The following is a 16491-nucleotide window of genomic DNA, read 5'->3' as shown; positions in this document are numbered from 1 at the left end:
TCGTTCCGGAACAGGTCTTGGACGCCGACCGGACCCCGCACGCACGCTGGAAGCACACCGGCCGACATCAACTGTTGTCAACAGGCCGATTTTTCAGGGGAGTTCAACATGCGTGTGTTCGTCACTGGGGCGAGCGGGTTCGTCGGGTCCGCCGTCGTACGGGAGTTGCTGGGCGCGGGTCACGAGGTGGTCGGGATGGTCCGCTCGGACGAGGCCGCCGTCTCGCTGAAGGAGACCGGCGCAGAGGTCCACCGGGGCAACCTGGACGACCTCGACAGTCTGCGGGCGGGAGCGGCGGCCTCGGAGGCCGTGATCCACACCGCGTACGTCCATGACTTCCGCGACCTCGAGGAGGCCGCCCGGACCGACCTGCGGGCCGTGGAGACACTGGGCGAGGTGCTGGTGGGCTCCGACCGCCCTCTCCTCATGTGCTCCGGCACCGCCTTCTCCCCCGGCGAGGTGGCGACCGAGGACAACCCGGGCAACGGCAAGGGGGCCAATATGTCCCGGCTCGCCTCCGAGACCGCGGTGATGCGGCTCGCGGAGCGCGGGGTGCGGGCGTCGGCGGTGCGGCTGCCGCCGTCGGTGCACGGTGAGGGGGACCACGGTTTCGTACCTCGCCTCATCGACATCGCGCGCGCCAAGGGTGTCTCGGCGTACCCGGGGGACGGTGCCAACCGCTGGGCCGCCACCCACCGCTTCGATGTCGCCCGGCTGTTCCGGCTGGCGCTGGAGTCGGATCCGGCGCCGGCGGGTGTTCGGCTGCACGCGGTCGACGAGGAGGGGGTTTCGGCGCGGGAGATCGCCGAGGCCATCGGGCGGGGGCTTGGGGTGCCGGTGGTTTCGGTGCGGGGTGAGGATGTGAACGACCACTTCGGGTGGCTGGGGAACTTCTTCGCTCTTGATGTTCCGGCGTCCAGTGCGGTGACGAGGGAGCGGTTCGGTTGGCAGCCCGGGGAAATGGGCCTGCTGGCGGACCTTGAGGCGGGCCACTACTTCGACGCGCCGTAGCTTTTCCTCGCCCCCGCCGCCCCTACCCGTCCCATCCGTCTCGGGGGCGCTGCCCCCGAACCCCCGCTCCTCAAACGCCGGAGGGGCTGAGTAGTTCAGCCCGTCCGGCGTTTGAGGACGAGGCCCCTTCAGGGCCGAAGCGGGGGTCTGGGGGCGGCAGCCCCCAGGGATGGGACGGGTAGGGGCGGCGGGGGCGAGAAACCCAGCCTCTCCCCCAGCACCGGCGCCACCGCCTCCGCGAACCCCTCCGACACATGGCTGTCGTCCCGATAGACGACCGTATTACCCACCAACACAGGACAGTCACCCCCCGCCGTACACACCCACGGCGCAGGATCGACCACCACCGCCCCCGACTCCCCCGCCGCCTCAACCACCGCCCCCCGCCGGGACGCATCCCGAATCGCCCCCGGCAACCGCGCCGCACACCGATCCAGCCGAAGCGAGAACATCGCGGCGCAGTCGACCGCGTCCACCCGCGGCCATGGCGTGTCCAGCAACGCGACCACCCTCGCCCCCGACGCCCCCACCGCGTCGTACGTCGCACGGAACCCGTCCGTCCACTGCTTGACGGGGTCGGGCCCCGGATACAGCGGATCGCCCGCGTCCGAGGACGAGACGATCACCAGCGCCGGACGCAGCGACACGATTCTCGCGATCGCCCGGGAGCGCCAGGTGTCGCACGCCGCGTACGGCCCGCCGAAGCGCCGCAGGGTCACCTTCGCCGCCTTGCACGACGCCTTCGTCAGCGACACCAGCTTCCAACCCCGCTCCTTGGCAAGGCGGTTGAGCGCCGGGAACCACTGGGCCGCGTGGGAGTCGCCGAAGAGGACGACGACCTTGCCGGAGGCCGGGTCCCCGTACTCGCAGGGCGGGACGCTCGTACTGCCGTACGCCACATGGCAGCCGTCCCGGTAGACCGCCGACCGCACCGACTTGATGTCGGTGAGGGGCGGGGCGAGGTTGCTGGGCAGACTGGTCGCCGATGTCTCCAGCAGCTCACGCAGCCGGAGTTGGGGGTCCGGCGCGGTGGCCAGCGCCTGCCGCAGCGAGGGCGAGGTGGTGCCCGAGTCGATCGCGGGCGGAAACGCGGCCGCCGTTACGGCGATCAGTGCCGCGCCCGCCGACAGAGCCGCCCCGAGCCGCAGCGCACGCCCCGGGCGGCCACGGAACGCCGAGTGGAAACGGACCGGGTTCTCCACCAGGCGCAGGGTCACCCAGGACAGGCCCAGGGCGATCGCGCAGAGCAGCAGCGACAGTCGGACGTCGGACGTTCCGGGGAGCCGGCCCAGCGCCGCCGGGCCTATGAGCAGCAGCGGCCAGTGCCACAGATACCAGCCGTACGACAGTCCGCCGAGCCGGACCAACGGCCTTCTGGCGAGGAGCAGTTGGACGCCGTAGCGGGAGGGCGCGCAGCCGCCGGCCAGGACGAGGACCGCGCCGAGCACCGGCAGGAGCACGTGATATCCGGGGAACGGGGTGTCCTTGCCGTAGAGGGTCGCCGACGCGAGGATGCAGGCGAGGCCGGTCCAGGTCATGGGTGCCGTCAGCCTGGCGGGCAGCGTGCGCAGCCGGTCGGCGGAGAGGGCCAGCAGGGCGCCGGCGCCCAGTTCCCAGAACCGGGTGTGCGAGCCGAAGTACGCCCAGGACGGTGAGTACTCCGTCACGGCGACGCTCAGCCCGAACGACAGCAGGCAGAGCACCGCGAGCGGTACCGCCACCACCAGTGCTCGCCGTCGGCGCGCCAGCCGCCAGCTGAGTATGAGGAGCAGCGGCCAGAGCAGGTAGAACTGCTCCTCCACCGCCAGCGACCAGAAGTGCTGGAACGGGGACGGCGGGCTCCCCTCGGCCAGATAGTCGGTGCCGCTCGCCGCGAGGCGCAGGTTCACCGCGTAGAAGGCGCTGCTGAGCGCGTCTCCGGCGTACTCCTCGAAGCGGACCCTCGACAGGAACAGCCAGGAACCGGCGAGGGTGGCCACGACGACGAGGGTCGAGGCGGGGAGGAGACGCAGTGCCCGGCGGGCGTAGAACCTGCGGATCGACAGCCCGCTCCTCGCGCTCAACTCCCTTACCAGCAGGGAGGTGATGAGGAATCCCGAGATGACGAAGAAGACGTCGACACCGACATAGCCGCCGCCGAATCCGGCCACGCCGGCGTGGCCGAGGACGACCAGCGACACGGCGACGGCACGCAGGCCCTGCATGTCGAGTCGCAGCCCGGCTTGTCCTTCGGCCGGCGTCGCTTGCGTTGTCGGCGTCGCCGTTGTCGTCGTCTTCACGTTCATACTCACGTTCGGGCCCAGGCTCACGCTCATCAGAGACGGTCGCCTCTCCCGAACGGTTGTGGCCCACACCGTCCGGTCACCCAAAATTTTCCGGCCGTCCGCAACCGACGGCCCCGAAATGACCGGTCCGACGCGTTTGCTACGCTCGCGAACGCGTCCCCTGGGGGAAGTCCGGTGAGAATCCGGCGCTGACCCGCAACGGTATGTACGCCCGCTGTCCGGCCCGGACTTCGGCGTGCGAGCCCGATCACCCGAGGTGCGCGTGCCCATGTGATCGCTCGCCGCGGACTGCGAGCCGAGGCGAAGGACCGTTCGATCGTGCGCCGAATACCCGTCGTGCCGCTGGTTGTTGGGCTGGTCGTGCTCCTGTTCCTGTCCCTGCTGTGCGGGGTTGGGCTCGGGGCGTCCGGGATCGGCTGGGGGCAGGTTCTCCGGTTCCTGTGGGCGGGGGCCACCGGTGGCGGCATCCGCGCCGACGACCTCGCCTCCTACACCATCGTCTGGGAGCTGCGGCTGCCCCGGGTGGTGCTCGCCGCCGTCGTCGGGGCCGGACTCGCGGCCGTCGGGGTGGCCGTACAGGCGATGGTGCGCAACGCGCTCGCCGATCCGTTCGTGCTGGGGATCTCGTCCGGTGCGGCCGTGGGGGCCAACGCCGTGATTCTGCTGGGGGCGTTCGCCGGGCTCGGGGTGTGGGCGCTGTCGGTGTCCGCGTTCGCCTCGGCGCTCGCAGCCATGGTGCTCGTGTACTCCGTCGCCCGGTCCGCCGGCCATGGGCTCACCCCGCTACGGCTGATCCTCACCGGGACCGCGCTGGCGTACGGCTTCGAGGCCGTGACGACGGTGATGGTGTTCGGGGCGGCCCGGGGTGAGGCGGCCAGGTCGGCGATGATGTGGCTGCTCGGGAGTCTGGGCGGGGCGACCTGGGCGCAGGTGCCGATCGCGACCGTGACCGTTCTCGCCGGGTGGGCGTGGCTCGCCCGGCGCGCCGAGTCGCTCAACGCGCTCGCCATGGGCGACGAGACGGCCGCCGCGCTCGGGGTCCAACCGGGCAGACTGCGCCGGGAGTTGTTCCTCGTGACCGCCGCCGTGACCGGCACGGTAGTCGCCGTCAGCGGAGCCATCGGCTTCGTCGGCCTCATGGTCCCGCACGTCGTACGGATGCTGGTGGGCGCCGACCACCGGCGGGTGCTGGCGGTCGCACCGCTCGCCGGGGCCGTACTGCTGGTGTGGGCCGACGTACTCTCCCGCCTGCTCCTGGCCCCGGCCGAACTCCCGGTCGGCGTGATCACCGCCGTGGTGGGCGTACCGGCGTTCCTGCTGCTGATGCGACGCGGCGGCTATGCGTTCGGGGGGCGGTGAGAGGTGCGGCTCGATGGGGAGGGTGGGGCGGTGGACGGCGGTGCCGTGCGGACCGTCGACGACACCATCACCGCCGCGATGCGGCTGGATGTGACCGGCGGAGTGGTGGACGCGAGCGCCGTACGCCCCGTGCCGAGCCCCACCGCCTCGACAGGCACAGCGGCCGCCCTGCCGCTGGGGCGGCGCGGGCACCGCGCGTTCGGAGGACGGTGAACCATGCGGCTCGATGTGGACGGCGTGTCGGTCGACGCGGGTGCCGTGCGGCTGGTCGAGGACGTCACCATGCGGGTGGACAGCGGGGCCTTCGTGGGGCTCGTCGGGCCCAACGGGAGTGGGAAGTCCACGTTGCTGCGGTCCGTGTACCGGGCGTTGCGGCCGTCGGCGGGCGCGGTGTCGCTGGACGGGGTGGACGTGCACGGCATGGAACCCCGGGCCGCCGCCCGGGTGCTCGCCGCGCTGCCCCAGGAGTCGTCCGCCGAGTTCGACTTCACCGTCGCGGAGGTGGTCGCGATGGGGCGGCTGCCGCACCTCGGCCGTACGGCGTCCGGGGACCGGGACATCTGCGCCGCCGCCATGGAACGCACCGGCGTCACGCACCTCGCCGACCGCGGGTTCCTCACCCTGTCCGGCGGCGAGAAGCAACGCGTCCTGATCGCACGGGCGTTGGCCCAGCAGCCACGCGTCCTCGTTCTCGACGAACCCACCAACCACCTGGACATCGCCCACCAGTTGGACGTCCTGTCCCTGGTCCGGGCCAGCGGCCTCACCGCCCTGGCCGCCCTGCACGACCTCAACCTCGCCGCCGCCCACTGCGATCTGCTGTACGTCATCGCCGGGGGCCGGGTCGTCGCGTCGGGCCCGCCGCACGAGGTGCTCCAACCCGGGCTGCTGGCCGAGGTGTTCGGAGTGCGCGCCCATCCCGTACGGCATCCGGAGACGGGTGCCGTACAGCTGCTCTTCGATCTGCTTCCCGCCTCGCCCCCGACCTCCCGGTAAGGAACCACCCCCATGCGCAAGCCAGTTGCGGCAGCCGCCCTCCTCTCCCTCCTCGCCACCGGATGCGGAGCGACCGTGGAGAAACAGCCCTCGGCGAAGGCGTCCTCGTCCGCAGTCACCCTCACCAACTGCGGCCGGCAGGTGACCTACGACAAGGTTCCCGAGCGGGTCGTCACGAACGACGTCGGGATCACCGAGCTGATGTTCGCGCTCGGTCTGGAGGACCGGATGGCGGGGTTCGCCATGCCCGACGACAAGGGCGATCTGACCGGCGTCCCCTGGAAGGACGGCTACGACAAGGTGAAGTGGCTGTCCAAGCAGCAGCTCACCAAGGAGAACGTCCTCGACGCCCGCGGCGACTGGGTCTTCGCCGGCTGGAACTACGGTTTCCGCGACGACAACGGCTTCACCCCGGACGCGTTGAAGAAGCTCGGCATCCCCTCGTACATCCTCACCGAGTCCTGCCGCAACGGCCGTACGAAGACCTCGCGCGGCATCATGCCGCCGCTGGACGCCCTCTACACCGACCTCACGAACCTCGGAAAGCTCTTCGGCGTCGAGCAGCGCGCGGCCACCCTGATCGCGGGGTTCAAGAAGCAGGTGGCGGCCGTGCAGGCCGAGGCGCCCGCGAAGAGCCCCAAGGTGTTCCTGTACGACAGCGGCACGGACGCGCCCTTCACCTCCGGGCGGTACGCGGCTCCCGAGGAGGTCATCAGCAAGGCCGGCGGCGTCAACATCATGCACGACCTCGACGACTCCTGGACGACTGTGGGCTGGGAGACGGTGGTCGAGCGCGACCCCGACGTCATCGTCATCTGCAACTACGGGGACGTCAGCGCGGAGCAGAAGCGCAGGTTCCTGCTGTCGTACGGTCCCTTGAAGAACGTCTCCGCCGTCAAGCACAAGCGCGTCTTCGTCCTCGACTACGTCGACCTCGTCGAGAGCCCGCGCAACCCGTCGGCGATCGCGCGGCTCGGCGCCTATCTGCGGTCGGTGGCGAAGACCAGGCCCGCCTCGTAGGCGGTGATCACGAGCTGGACGCGGTCGCGGGCGTCCAGCTTGGCGAGGAGGCGGGTGATGTACGTCTTCGCCGTGGCCACGCTGATGCACAGTTCGGCGGCGATCTCCGTGTTGGAAAGGCCCCGGCCGACGAGCGTGAGCACCTCGCGTTCCCGGTCCGTGATGACCTTCAACCCCCCTTGGTCCTTCTGCTCCTTCTGCTGGACGTACTGCTGGGGGTTGGCCACGAAGTCCTGGATCAGGCGGCGGGTCACGCTGGGGGCGATCAGCGCGTCCCCGGCGGCGACGATCCGGATCGCCGCGAGGATGTCGTCCAGGGCCATGTCCTTGACCAGGAACCCGGACGCGCCCGCGCGCAGCGCCCCGTACACGTGATCGTCGTCGTCGAAGGTGGTGAGGACGACGATCCGGGTGCCCTCCGTCCCGGTCTTCCGGGTGATGCGGCGGGTCGCCTCGATGCCGTCCACGCCCGGCATGCGCAGGTCCATCACGACGACGTCCGGGGCGAGTTGGTCAACGAGGGCGACCGCTTCCTCCCCGTCGGCGGCCTCGCCCACCACCTCGATGTCCGGCAGGTCGGCGATGACGAGGCTCAGCGCGGTACGGATGAGCTGCTGGTCGTCGGCCAGGAGTACCCGGATGGTCATCGGCCCGCCGCCTGAAGCGCGACGGTGAGCGGGATCGGCAGTCGGGCGGCCACCCGGAAGCCGCCCTCTGGGCGCGGTCCCGCCTCGAACTCCCCGTCCAGCAGGGCGACTCGCTCCCGCATCCCGGTCAGCCCGAACCCGGTGTCGGTGGCACTCCCCCGGCCCCGCCCGTCGTCGGTGACCTCGATGACGAGGGCGTCGACGGCCCGCTGGTCGAGGGTGACCCGACAGGACCGGGCACCGGCATGCCGTACGACGTTGGTCACCGACTCCTGCACGATACGGAACGCCGACAGGTCGACGTCCGGGGGCAGCTCGCGTCTCTCCCCCACCCACTGCAGGTGTACGCGCACCCCGGCGGCGCTCGTCACGGCGGCGAGCCGCTCGACATCCCCCAACCCGGCCGGCGACACCGTCTGTTGACCGGGGCCGGCCCCCTGGTGGTCCGTGTGCCGCAGCGCGACCAGCATGCGGCGCAGGCCCGCCAGGGTCTCCCGGCCCTCGTGCTCGACCGCCGACATCGCCTCACGCGCGGCCTCGGGACGGGTCGCCGCCACCCGGGCCGCCGCGCCGGCCTGGAGAGCGATGATGCCTATGCTGTGGGCGACTGTGTCGTGCATCTCCCTTGCTATGCGCAGGCGTTCGGCGGTGACGGCCTGCTCGGCGGTGCGGGCGGCGAGCTGTTCGGCGTGTACCCGGCTGCGGTGGGCCGCATCGCCGAGCAGCCAGGCGATCAACGTCACGAGGGCGACGGCCAGTTCGGCCGAGGTACCGACGACCCAGCCTGCCCAGATCCGCACGGCGAGATAGACCACGAGCAGCGCGAGCGAGAGGGTGAGGGCGACGGCTCCGGTACGGCGGGGGCGGCCGGCGGCGATGAAGTACACGGCGGTCTGCACGGCCAGGAACTGGGCCAGCGGAATCTCCGCCACGCCCAGGGTGCTCGTTTCGAAGACTGCGGCCCCCAGAAGCAGGCCTACGGCCGTCAGCGGGCGGCGGGACAGGAGAGCGGCGGCGGTGAGCGCCAAGGCGGTGGACAGGACCAGGAACATCAGTCCGTCCCACCGGTAGAGCTGGGCGGCCGGCAGGTGATCGGGTTCCTGCTCGCCGGGCATCCGGACACGCGTGAGGTAGGTGAACACCGTGCCCGCACACCAGGCGAACGCCGTCCAGGCGCCCGGCGGGACGCGCTTGAGCAGGGGTGGCGGCGGAGTGACGGGCATGAGCCGATCGTAAGCGGGTGGGTCATGGGTCGGCATCGGCCTGTGGGCGTACAACCTGGGTCGACATGCGACGGGTTGAAGAGTCAGCCACCGGCGGATGACTGGACACGGTCCCGGACGGGACGGTGTTGCGGTGATCGAAGTTGAAGAACTGACGAAGCGTTACGGGACGACGACCGCCGTCGACCGTCTGTCCTTCACCGTCCGGCCTGGCCATGTCACGGGCTTCCTCGGCCCGAACGGCGCAGGCAAGACCACCACTCTGCGCATGCTGCTCGGTCTGATCGAGCCGAGCGGCGGCACCGCCACCGTGGGCGGGCAGCCCTTCCGCCAGCATCCGCGCGGCATGCGTCACGTCGGCGCGCTCCTCGACGCGGGCGATGTGCACGGCGGACGCAGCGCACAGGCCCATCTGAAGGCCCTCGCACGCAGCAACCGCATCCCGCGCGGGCGGGTCGAGGAAGTCCTGGAGGAGGTAGGGCTGGCGGGTACGGCCGCCCGGCGCCGGATCGGCGGCTACTCGCTGGGCATGCGGCAACGCCTCGGCATCGCCACCGCCTTGCTCGGCGACCCGCCGGTGCTGCTGTTCGACGAGCCCCTCAACGGCCTCGATCCGGAGGGCGTGTTGTGGGTACGCAGACTGTTCCGGCGGCTCGCCTCAGAGGGACGGACCGTCTTCGTCTCCAGCCACCTCATGTCCGAGATGGAGTACACCGCCGACGAGTTGGTGGTGATCGGCCGGGGTGAACTGATCGCCGCCGAGCCCCTGAAGACGTTCGCGGCACGTGGCACCCGTAGGTCCGTGCGCGTCCGGACCTCCGACCCCGGGGCCCTGGAGAAGGTGCTCGTCGCGAACGGCGCCGAGGTGACGTCGTACGGGCAGAACGGATCGGGGGCGCAGGGCCTGACGGTGACGGGGATCGGCCCGGAACGCATCGGTGACCTAGCCCTGGACCACAGCCTCCCCATTCACGAACTGACCCCTCAGAACGCCTCGTTGGAGGCAGCCTTCATGGAACTGACCGCTGACAGCGCCGAGTTCCTGGCCGCAGACCACTGATGAACCGGAGTACGTCGATGACGACCACCGCGAACCCTGTCCAGGCACCGCCGCCGATCGCTACGACCGCGGCGCCCGGCGCGCGCTTCACGGACCTGCTCGCCGCCGAGTGGATCAAGCTCCGGTCGCTGCGCTCGACCTACTGGGCGCTCGGCGCGAGCGCCCTCGGGATCATCGGATTCAACGCCAACGCCGCACGATCCGACTACGTCAACTATCCCCGCATGCCGGACATGATGAGGGAGGCCCACGCCGAGTTCGCACTGCGGGACGCCTTCACCCTCGGCGCCGCGATGATCCTGGTCCTCGCGGCGGCGAGCATCGGCGCGATCACGATCGTCGGCGAGTACGGGACGGGGCTGATCCGTACGACATTCGCGGCCGTACCGGCCCGCCGTGCGCTGATGGCGGCGAAGGTGACGGTCGTGACGGCACTCATGACGGTCTACGGAACGTTCATCGCCTCGGCCTCCTTCGCGGCGACACAGGCCATCCTGTCCGGCCGAAACGCGGATGTCTCGCTGTCCTACCCGGGTGCCTGGCGAGTGGTGGTGGCGTCCGCCCTGCTTGCACCGGTCTGCGCGCTGGCCGGCATGGGCCTGGGCGCGGTGATCCGGCACAGCGCGACGACGATGGTCGCCATCACCGGCGTACTGCTCCTCCTGCCCGCCTTCGTCACCGACCGCTACCGTTGGACGGCCGCAGTCCGGGACGCGCTGCCCTTCAACGCCTGGACCAGGCTGGTGGACATGGCGTATGGCCACAACCCGTACCTCGTCTACCCGCGCTACTACCCGGAGACGACGACGGGCAGCTGGGTGGTGTTCGGGGCGTGGGCGATCGTCGCGGGGGGCGTAGCGGTGGTGGTCGTGGACCGACGAGACGTCTGACAGGCATTGCGCGCTCGCCCAGGATCGACCGTCGGCCGTACGCCCGTATCCACGGGCGTACGGCTTTGAGATCACGCGTCGTGCCCTGGTCAGTCCATCCAAAGACCAGACGTCAACGGGAGCCCTAACCGGCTCCCGTTCCCGTCCCCGCTCCGGAGGAGCCCGCGGTCGTCCCGGGCGGGCTTGCGGGCTCCGTGGCGTCCCAGATGACGTTGAAGCGGTTGACCCGTTCCTCGATGTGCTCCCTTTCCGTCTTGAGGGTGGTCTCGGCCGGCTTCTGGTCCACGTCCGGCGCCGTCTCGTAGCAGAGTTCGCCGTCGAAGACGATGAAGTCGTTCGTCATACGGAGCCGGGCGCTGGGCGCCAGCAGTGCCCGGACCGCTATCCGTGTCTCGATGCCCAGGTCCCGGTGGCTCTGGGACAGCCGCTCGAGTTCCTCGGTGACCTCGTCCGGGGTCCGGACGAGGAACAGCCGCCGGACCTTCACCCCGCGGTGCAGGATCGCGTCCTCCTGCGCCTTCAGATAGCGGGTCGCGGCCTCGCTGTACCAGAACTGCCGGTCCAGGTCGGTGCTGGTGGCGTCGATCGACGTCTCGACGCAGGTGGTGAGGTCGATCAGCCAGTCGTTGTTCTCGCCCATGCAGGTCACACTGCCGGTGCTGAGGTTCTCCATCTGGGTGGCGAGCCGGCCGATCTCCTCCTGCGAGAAGGTCTTCACGAGTTCGGACTCCTGATGCCCCAACTGCGTGTAGGCGCGGGCCAGTCGGGTCACTCCGTCGGAGCGGAGCACCGACCGGTCCACCTGGCTGAAGAGTTCGGTCGCCTCGTTGATCCCGGCGAAGCTCTTCTCGACCGCGTCCCGCAGTTCCCCGTGGTGCGCGGAGAGGCTCTGCTCCATCGAGCCCAGCCGTTCCTCGAAGTCCACCAGGTACTGGACGATCAGGGCCGAGCCGCCGATGAGGACGGTCACGGTCAGCTTCCAGATTTCGTCCGCGTTCCGGTTGAACACGTTGGTGAGTACGTAGGTGCCCGCGGCCACCAGAGCCGTGATCAGGACCTTGCGCAGCAGCTTGGAGTTGCGCTCCTGTCGCCCGGCCACGGCCCGTAACTGTGCCTGCTGGGCCAGTTGTGCCTGTTGGGCCTGCAGTGCCTGTTGCGCTCGTCGTGCCTGTAGTGCCTGTTGTGCTCCGTTCACCTCAACCTCCCCCGTCGGGTGTTTCGATGTATCGGCGTCAGCTCAAGGCCAACGCCTTGTGCAGTAACGGAATGGACTGGACGGCCAGTTGATCGCGGATGCGCTGGACCAGGGTCTGCCACTGGCGGCTGAAGCCCGGCTCCTGTTCGAGTACGTCCCACAGGTGGCCGAGGTCCCGGTCCACTCGGGCGCGCGGCATCCACACGTGCAGCAGATGGTCGACGGCGGGGCGGAGCGCGAGTATCGCCTCCGGCCCGTCCACCGGTCCGGTCCTGCTGCGGTCGAGCATGCGGACCACGGTCGTGAGCAGCCAGTCGTGCAGCGCGAAGTCCTCGCAGAGTCCTGCCACCGCGGCCGTCTCCGTACCGTCCGGCACCCGCAACCGCACGGTCCGCAGGCCCTCTTCGGACACCACGAAGCTCTCGATCGACGCCCCCGCGCCGTCCGGAGCCCGCAGGGCCGCCCAACGCAGGTGTGTGCGCCGGGACTTGAAGGGAACCTTGTGGTCGAGCAGCGGGTGCCTCAGCAGTTGGGCGAGCAGGCTCTCGGCGATCATCCCGAGGTCCAGCGCACCGCGCTGACTGTCTTTCAGAACTCCTTCCACGACGGCCTGTTCAGGCAGTTTCCCGAAGGGTTCGAGAACTCCGGGCCGTACGAGATAGTGCCCCCACGGCCGGCGTACGTCGGGTCCCGTGGCCGGGATGCGGAAGTACGCCGTGGTCTGCAGGACGCGCCCTTCGGTGAGCGCGGCGCGGGCGGCCACCGTGCCGACGGCCCGGACCCTGGCACCGTTGGCGGTGGGCAGCGGGCAGTCGACGCCGGTGAGTACGTCGGGTGAGAGCGCGTACAGGTTGGGGCGCTCGGAGACCCGTACGCGTTCGTCGGCGCGCAGCCTGAGCAGTTGGGCGGCGGTGCGGCTGTCCAGGGCCTGGAAGCTGGGCAGCAGACTGGTGCGCACCTCGCCGCAGGCGAGGACGGGGGCCGCGGTCTGCGCTCGGGGCCGCATGTCAGGGCTCCTCGTAGAAGACGTAGGTGACGCGCTGGGCGACCGCCTCGGGCACCGGTGCGCCTTCCCGGGCGGAGCGTTCGTCGGCCTGGGCGAGCGCGCCGGCGTCCACGTCGACCTGGTCGAGGATGAGGCGGACGGCGTCCTCGACGGCCAGGAACCGGTTTCCGACCAGGGTGCAGGTGCGGTAGGCGCTGAACGGCGCTGCGGATTCGGTGAGTTGGAGCAGCGGCGGCAGTTCGTCCCAGTCGTGGGGGAAGCCGCCGGTGGGCCGGGCGCGCGGGACCAGGACGGGTTCGCCGCCGTGGCGCAGCAGTCCGAGGCGGGCGAGCTGCCAGACGGCGGCGAGGAACGGGCAGGACCACAGGCGCGTACCGTCCCGCTCGGACCACAGTTCGACGTCCATGAACACGGAGTGGATGCGGGCGGCGGTCTCGTGCGGTGGCCGCCATTCGGTGATCTCGGCCATGGCGGTGCGCGCGCCGGGAGTGCGCTGGCCGTTGGCGAGCCAGCCGGTCTCGCCGACCGGCGGCCGGGAGCCGTAGGTGCCGGGCGGCGGGGACTCGACGAGGCGATGCATCACCGACTCGGCCAGTTCGATCTTGTCGGCGACGGCGCAGCCGGACTCTCTGGCCAGGTAGTCGATGGTGAGTCCGGCCCGGTCGGCCTCGGCGAGGACGTGCGGGATCAGCTCGGCGGGGGTGGAGAAGCGGGTGAAGTAGTCGTCGATGAGGAAGCAGGTGCTGATCCGGGGCCGCCGGCCGCCCAGGCGCCGGGCGGCGGAGGCCTTGGCGGCGTCCACCCAGATCCGTACCTCCGCGAAGTGCTCGCGCAGCCGCTCGGGGCCGGCCGCGAAGTCCTCCATGTACAAGTGGCCGAGTTCCAGGGAGAGATGGGACAGCGGTACGGACTGGGTGCGGGGTTCGGCCGCGGTCTCGCGGAACACCGGGCCGGTCACGGCTGCCCCCAGTACTTGTCGTCGGTGAGTCGTCCAGCGAGGTCGCTCATCGCCTGCCAGGTCTCCATGTTGGCGATCTGGCTGTCGAGGACGTCCTCGTCGGTGATGAGCTGCTCGCGCCACTGCAGGACGGGCTCCAGCGGTACGGAGCCCAGCACCTGGGTGTATCCGATGCCCCGGTTGGAGGCGAGCGCCTGGAGGTCGGCGTCGCACTCGCGCATCCACGCCGACTGGGTGGGCGCGACCTGCGACCACAGGGACGACTCGGGGTCGGGTACGGCGGCCCGTACGAAGCGGATGGCGCCGCGCAGCGCCTCCTCGGTGTGGCCCCGGGCGATGCCGCCGGCCATGATGCCGCGCGGGCCGAAGACCAGTCCGGCGGCGGCCATCACATGCTGGCGGGTCCAGCGGTGGAAGACGAGCCAGCGGGCCTCGATACCGCGTAACTGCGGTTCGGCGGTGGCCTTGAGGGCCATTTCGACGGCGTAGCTGCGGCCCGCGCTGAGATCGACGATGATCAGGTCGAACTCGCTGTTGAGGCGCAGCAGCAGGTCGACGCAGCGGCGCAGGTTCTCGCCGGTGGTGGAGAACTCGCCGCCGCCGAGGTCGCCGGGCATGAGTACGAGGCGGCCCGAGCCGGGGGGCCGGTTGGTGAGCACCCGGTGTTCGGTCTCCGCCCAGACGTCGACGCGGGCCGGTTCGCCGACGTCGCCCTCCAGATAGGAGTGCAGGCCGCGGTCACCGACCTCGCGCTGCGCCATGTCGACGTCGAAGACGGCGGCGGCGGTGGGCGAGCCGAAGTCGAAGTCCAGGTAGCAGACGTCGTCACCGGCGATCGCCCGGTGGTAGGCGAGGTTGGCGCTGGTGACCGAGCGGCCCGTGCCTCCCTTGTCGGAGGCGGCGAAGACGAGCATCGTTCACGCCCCCTGGGTCGCCGCGTCGCGGGCCCGGGCGAGGGCGTCGAGCTGTCCGAGTACGTCGAGGGTCAACGCGCAGGCCGTGCCGGGCTGTTCGTCGATGAGCTGCCTGGCCCGGCGCAGTTTGACCTCGATGCCCTTGAGCTCCATGCCGCGCCTGCCGTCGGAGGCGGGTGCGGGCTCCATCTGTTCGTTGCCCAGCAGATGGGTCGACTCGCTGAGCAACGCCCTTGCCAGTACGCCGAGTTCGGCGCTGCGGATGGGTGGCTGCCGGTACAGCTGGTGGGCGGCGACCAGGCATTCGGTGACGCGCTCGGTGACGCTCCAGGACACCGGGCGGTCGGTGGCGGGCGACTCGGGATAGACGGCGTGCACGTTGTCCCACAGGTCGACGCCGTCGCCGCCGCCGATCCGGCGCCGCCACATGTGCCCGAAGATGTCCTCGGCCAGCCTGAGCAGCCGGTCGTGCGAGACGAGGTTGCGGGAGAGTGTGCACAACTGGATGGTCCGCTTGAGGAGTTGGGCGGAGAAGTCGTTCATCCGCCACTGCATGGGCGGCCCTATCCGCTCGCTGCCCTGGAGCGGCAGGATGATCCCCGGGTTGTGCAGCCCGACGGCCTTGTCGGTGGCGGTCATCCGGCTGGTGATGCGCCCGCGCTCGGCGAGCCGCTCCATGATGCCGACCGTGCGGGTCAGGTCGTCGTCGGTGGCACGGCGGCGGACCAGGTCGTGTACGAGGATGGCGGCGACGGAGAGGGAGAAGTACTCGGACTCCAGTTTCTGTCCTGTCGTACGCCAGGGGATGTCCTCCAGGGGCCAGCGGTCGGCGTCGAAGCGGGCGATGGCCGACCAGTACTGCTGGGTGATCTCCCAGCGCAGTCGTAACGCCTCGGCGAGCTTCTGCTGTTCGGCGTTGAGCAGGCCCAGGGTCAGGGTGCGGTCGGAGAAGAGGTCCTGGATGCCGTCGAGGGCGACGACGGTGAAGTAGAGGTACGGGACGGCGCCCGCGATGCCGGCCGGCTGGGGGCCGATCTCCTCTTCGGTCTCCACCTCGGGCGCGTCCTTGACGAGGCTCCAGGCCCAGCCGCACTCGAAGAGCTGGTTCTGGTCCGCGAGGCCTTCCTCGACCTCGACACCGAGGACGAGGCTCTCGCTGACGATGGCGCGCAGGGCCTCGAAGCGGCGCTGGAACTTCTGCAGGACCATCCGCTGGGACAGCCGCCCCTGGCCGAGGAGTTCGGAGAGCGTTTTACCCTGCGAGGAGTCGACGTCGAAGACGTTGACGGTGAACGAACGCAGCAGGCTCACCATGGCCGCGGTGAGTCTGACGCTGGTGGCCGTGCGGAGCTCCTGGATGAGATCCAGCACCTCGGTGCGACGCGTCTTCGTCTCGTAGATCTTCAGGAAGCCGAGGGTGGCGAGGCACAGGGTGACGGACATCGAGTAGCTGTCCACCACGCCGAGTTCACGCTGCTCGGGGGTGAGGTCCTGGGCGCTGTCCCAGGAGTGGAAGTAGTAACCGCCCGCGAACGTCGGTCTCTTGTCGTCCCCGGTGTGGTTGCGCATGAACTCGGCGGCTGCAGTCAGCACGTTGACCGGGATCTCCAGCCGGCCGCCGGCCCTCCGGAGCGCCTTCTGGACGTCGTCCTGTGTCGTGTCCGGGTCGTCGAGCCGGAACGCCGGGATCTCGGTGGCCGGGTAGAGCAGACAGAGCAGCCGCTCGGCATCGGCCACACTGCTCTGCCCGCCCCACTTGCCCCAGGCCCAGCCGTCTCCGTCGAACGAGTGCCGGCCGATCGCCTGCCAGACGTCCAGCAGATGCTGGCGTGGCTTGATCTGCATGCCCATGCCCCTCACAAGGCCGCGCTGCCATGTTTTGTCAAGAAGATCGAGTGAAGATCGTTGTCGTGATCATTGCGGTGAC

Annotated in this window: 15 protein-coding genes and 1 riboswitch; of the genes, 7 read left to right on the top strand and 8 right to left on the bottom strand. The window is 70.3% G+C overall.

Features of this window, described 5'->3' with window-relative positions; genetic code table 11:
* Positions 1–108: 108 nt before the first annotated feature.
* Positions 109–1011 carry an SDR family oxidoreductase gene (locus PV396_RS14850; RefSeq protein ID WP_319204656.1) on the top strand — a complete coding sequence of 301 codons (903 nt, stop codon included), beginning with the start codon at positions 109–111 and terminating at the stop codon, positions 1009–1011.
* A gap of 128 nt (positions 1012–1139) precedes the next feature.
* Here PV396_RS14850 and PV396_RS14845 read toward each other — a convergent pair whose 3' ends face one another.
* On the bottom strand, positions 1140–3326 hold the full coding sequence (locus PV396_RS14845) for an acyltransferase family protein (protein ID WP_319204654.1): 2187 nt from the start codon (positions 3324–3326) through the stop codon (positions 1140–1142).
* 133 nt (positions 3327–3459) lie between these two features.
* Positions 3460–3549, top strand: a riboswitch (cobalamin riboswitch).
* Positions 3550–3614: 65 nt separating this feature from the next.
* On the opposite strand from PV396_RS14845, the gene PV396_RS14840 reads away from it, so the two are divergent.
* Genes PV396_RS14840 through PV396_RS14825 form a run of 4 tightly spaced genes read left to right on the top strand, consistent with a single transcriptional unit; the run spans position 3615 to position 6671 of the window.
* Positions 3615–4655 carry an iron ABC transporter permease gene (locus PV396_RS14840; protein ID WP_319205525.1) on the top strand — a complete coding sequence of 347 codons (1041 nt, stop codon included), beginning with the start codon at positions 3615–3617 and terminating at the stop codon, positions 4653–4655.
* Positions 4656–4685: 30 nt separating this feature from the next.
* A complete protein-coding gene (locus PV396_RS14835; protein ID WP_319204652.1) occupies positions 4686–4868 on the top strand; it encodes a hypothetical protein in 183 nt (60 codons plus the stop codon).
* A 3-nt stretch (positions 4869–4871) separates the two neighbouring features.
* Entirely contained in the window at positions 4872–5651 is a 780-nt protein-coding gene (locus tag PV396_RS14830) for an ABC transporter ATP-binding protein (RefSeq protein ID WP_319204651.1), read from the top strand.
* Positions 5652–5663: 12 nt separating this feature from the next.
* Positions 5664–6671, top strand: coding sequence for an ABC transporter substrate-binding protein (locus PV396_RS14825; protein WP_319204648.1), 1008 nt, complete (start codon positions 5664–5666; stop codon positions 6669–6671).
* Here the strand turns inward: PV396_RS14825 and PV396_RS14820 are convergent.
* Positions 6632–7318: a response regulator transcription factor gene (locus PV396_RS14820; RefSeq protein WP_319204645.1), complete on the bottom strand. Its 687-nt coding sequence runs from the start codon at positions 7316–7318 to the stop codon at positions 6632–6634. The genes PV396_RS14825 and PV396_RS14820 overlap by 40 nt on opposite strands.
* Positions 7315–8541 carry a sensor histidine kinase gene (locus PV396_RS14815; RefSeq protein ID WP_319204643.1) on the bottom strand — a complete coding sequence of 409 codons (1227 nt, stop codon included), beginning with the start codon at positions 8539–8541 and terminating at the stop codon, positions 7315–7317. The genes PV396_RS14820 and PV396_RS14815 overlap by 4 nt, the downstream gene beginning before the upstream one ends.
* Positions 8542–8674: 133 nt before the next feature.
* Here PV396_RS14815 and PV396_RS14810 point away from each other — a divergent pair, with 133 nt between their 5' ends.
* Both PV396_RS14810 and PV396_RS14805 read left to right on the top strand, forming a co-directional pair.
* On the top strand, positions 8675–9601 hold the full coding sequence (locus PV396_RS14810) for an ABC transporter ATP-binding protein (RefSeq protein ID WP_319204640.1): 927 nt from the start codon (positions 8675–8677) through the stop codon (positions 9599–9601).
* A 17-nt stretch (positions 9602–9618) separates the two neighbouring features.
* Positions 9619–10491, top strand: a complete 873-nt coding sequence (locus tag PV396_RS14805) for an ABC transporter permease (protein ID WP_319204638.1) — start codon at positions 9619–9621, stop codon at positions 10489–10491.
* Positions 10492–10615: 124 nt separating this feature from the next.
* Here the strand turns inward: PV396_RS14805 and PV396_RS14800 are convergent, their stop codons facing one another.
* Genes PV396_RS14800 through PV396_RS14780 form a run of 5 tightly spaced genes read right to left on the bottom strand, consistent with a single transcriptional unit; the run spans position 10616 to position 16409 of the window.
* Entirely contained in the window at positions 10616–11686 is a 1071-nt protein-coding gene (locus PV396_RS14800) for a DUF6879 family protein (RefSeq protein WP_319204636.1), read from the bottom strand.
* Between the two features lie 37 nt (positions 11687–11723).
* A complete protein-coding gene (locus PV396_RS14795; RefSeq protein ID WP_319204634.1) occupies positions 11724–12692 on the bottom strand; it encodes an SCO2521 family protein in 969 nt (322 codons plus the stop codon).
* Between the two features lies 1 nt (position 12693).
* The gene (locus PV396_RS14790; protein ID WP_319204632.1) at positions 12694–13650 is read right to left on the bottom strand and encodes an SCO2522 family protein; all 957 of its coding nucleotides are present in this window, start codon (positions 13648–13650) and stop codon (positions 12694–12696) included.
* The gene (locus PV396_RS14785; RefSeq protein WP_319204630.1) at positions 13647–14564 is read right to left on the bottom strand and encodes an SCO2523 family variant P-loop protein; all 918 of its coding nucleotides are present in this window, start codon (positions 14562–14564) and stop codon (positions 13647–13649) included. The genes PV396_RS14790 and PV396_RS14785 overlap by 4 nt, the downstream gene beginning before the upstream one ends.
* A gap of 3 nt (positions 14565–14567) precedes the next feature.
* Positions 14568–16409: an SCO2524 family protein gene (locus tag PV396_RS14780; protein WP_319204628.1), complete on the bottom strand. Its 1842-nt coding sequence runs from the start codon at positions 16407–16409 to the stop codon at positions 14568–14570.
* Positions 16410–16491: the final 82 nt, after the last annotated feature.

Origin of the sequence: Streptomyces sp. ME02-8801-2C, from assembly GCF_033793965.1 — a bacterium.
Lineage (GTDB): Bacteria > Actinomycetota > Actinomycetes > Streptomycetales > Streptomycetaceae > Streptomyces.
The sequence above is the reverse complement of the archived record's forward strand: the minus strand, read 5'-3'. Positions and strand labels throughout refer to the sequence as shown.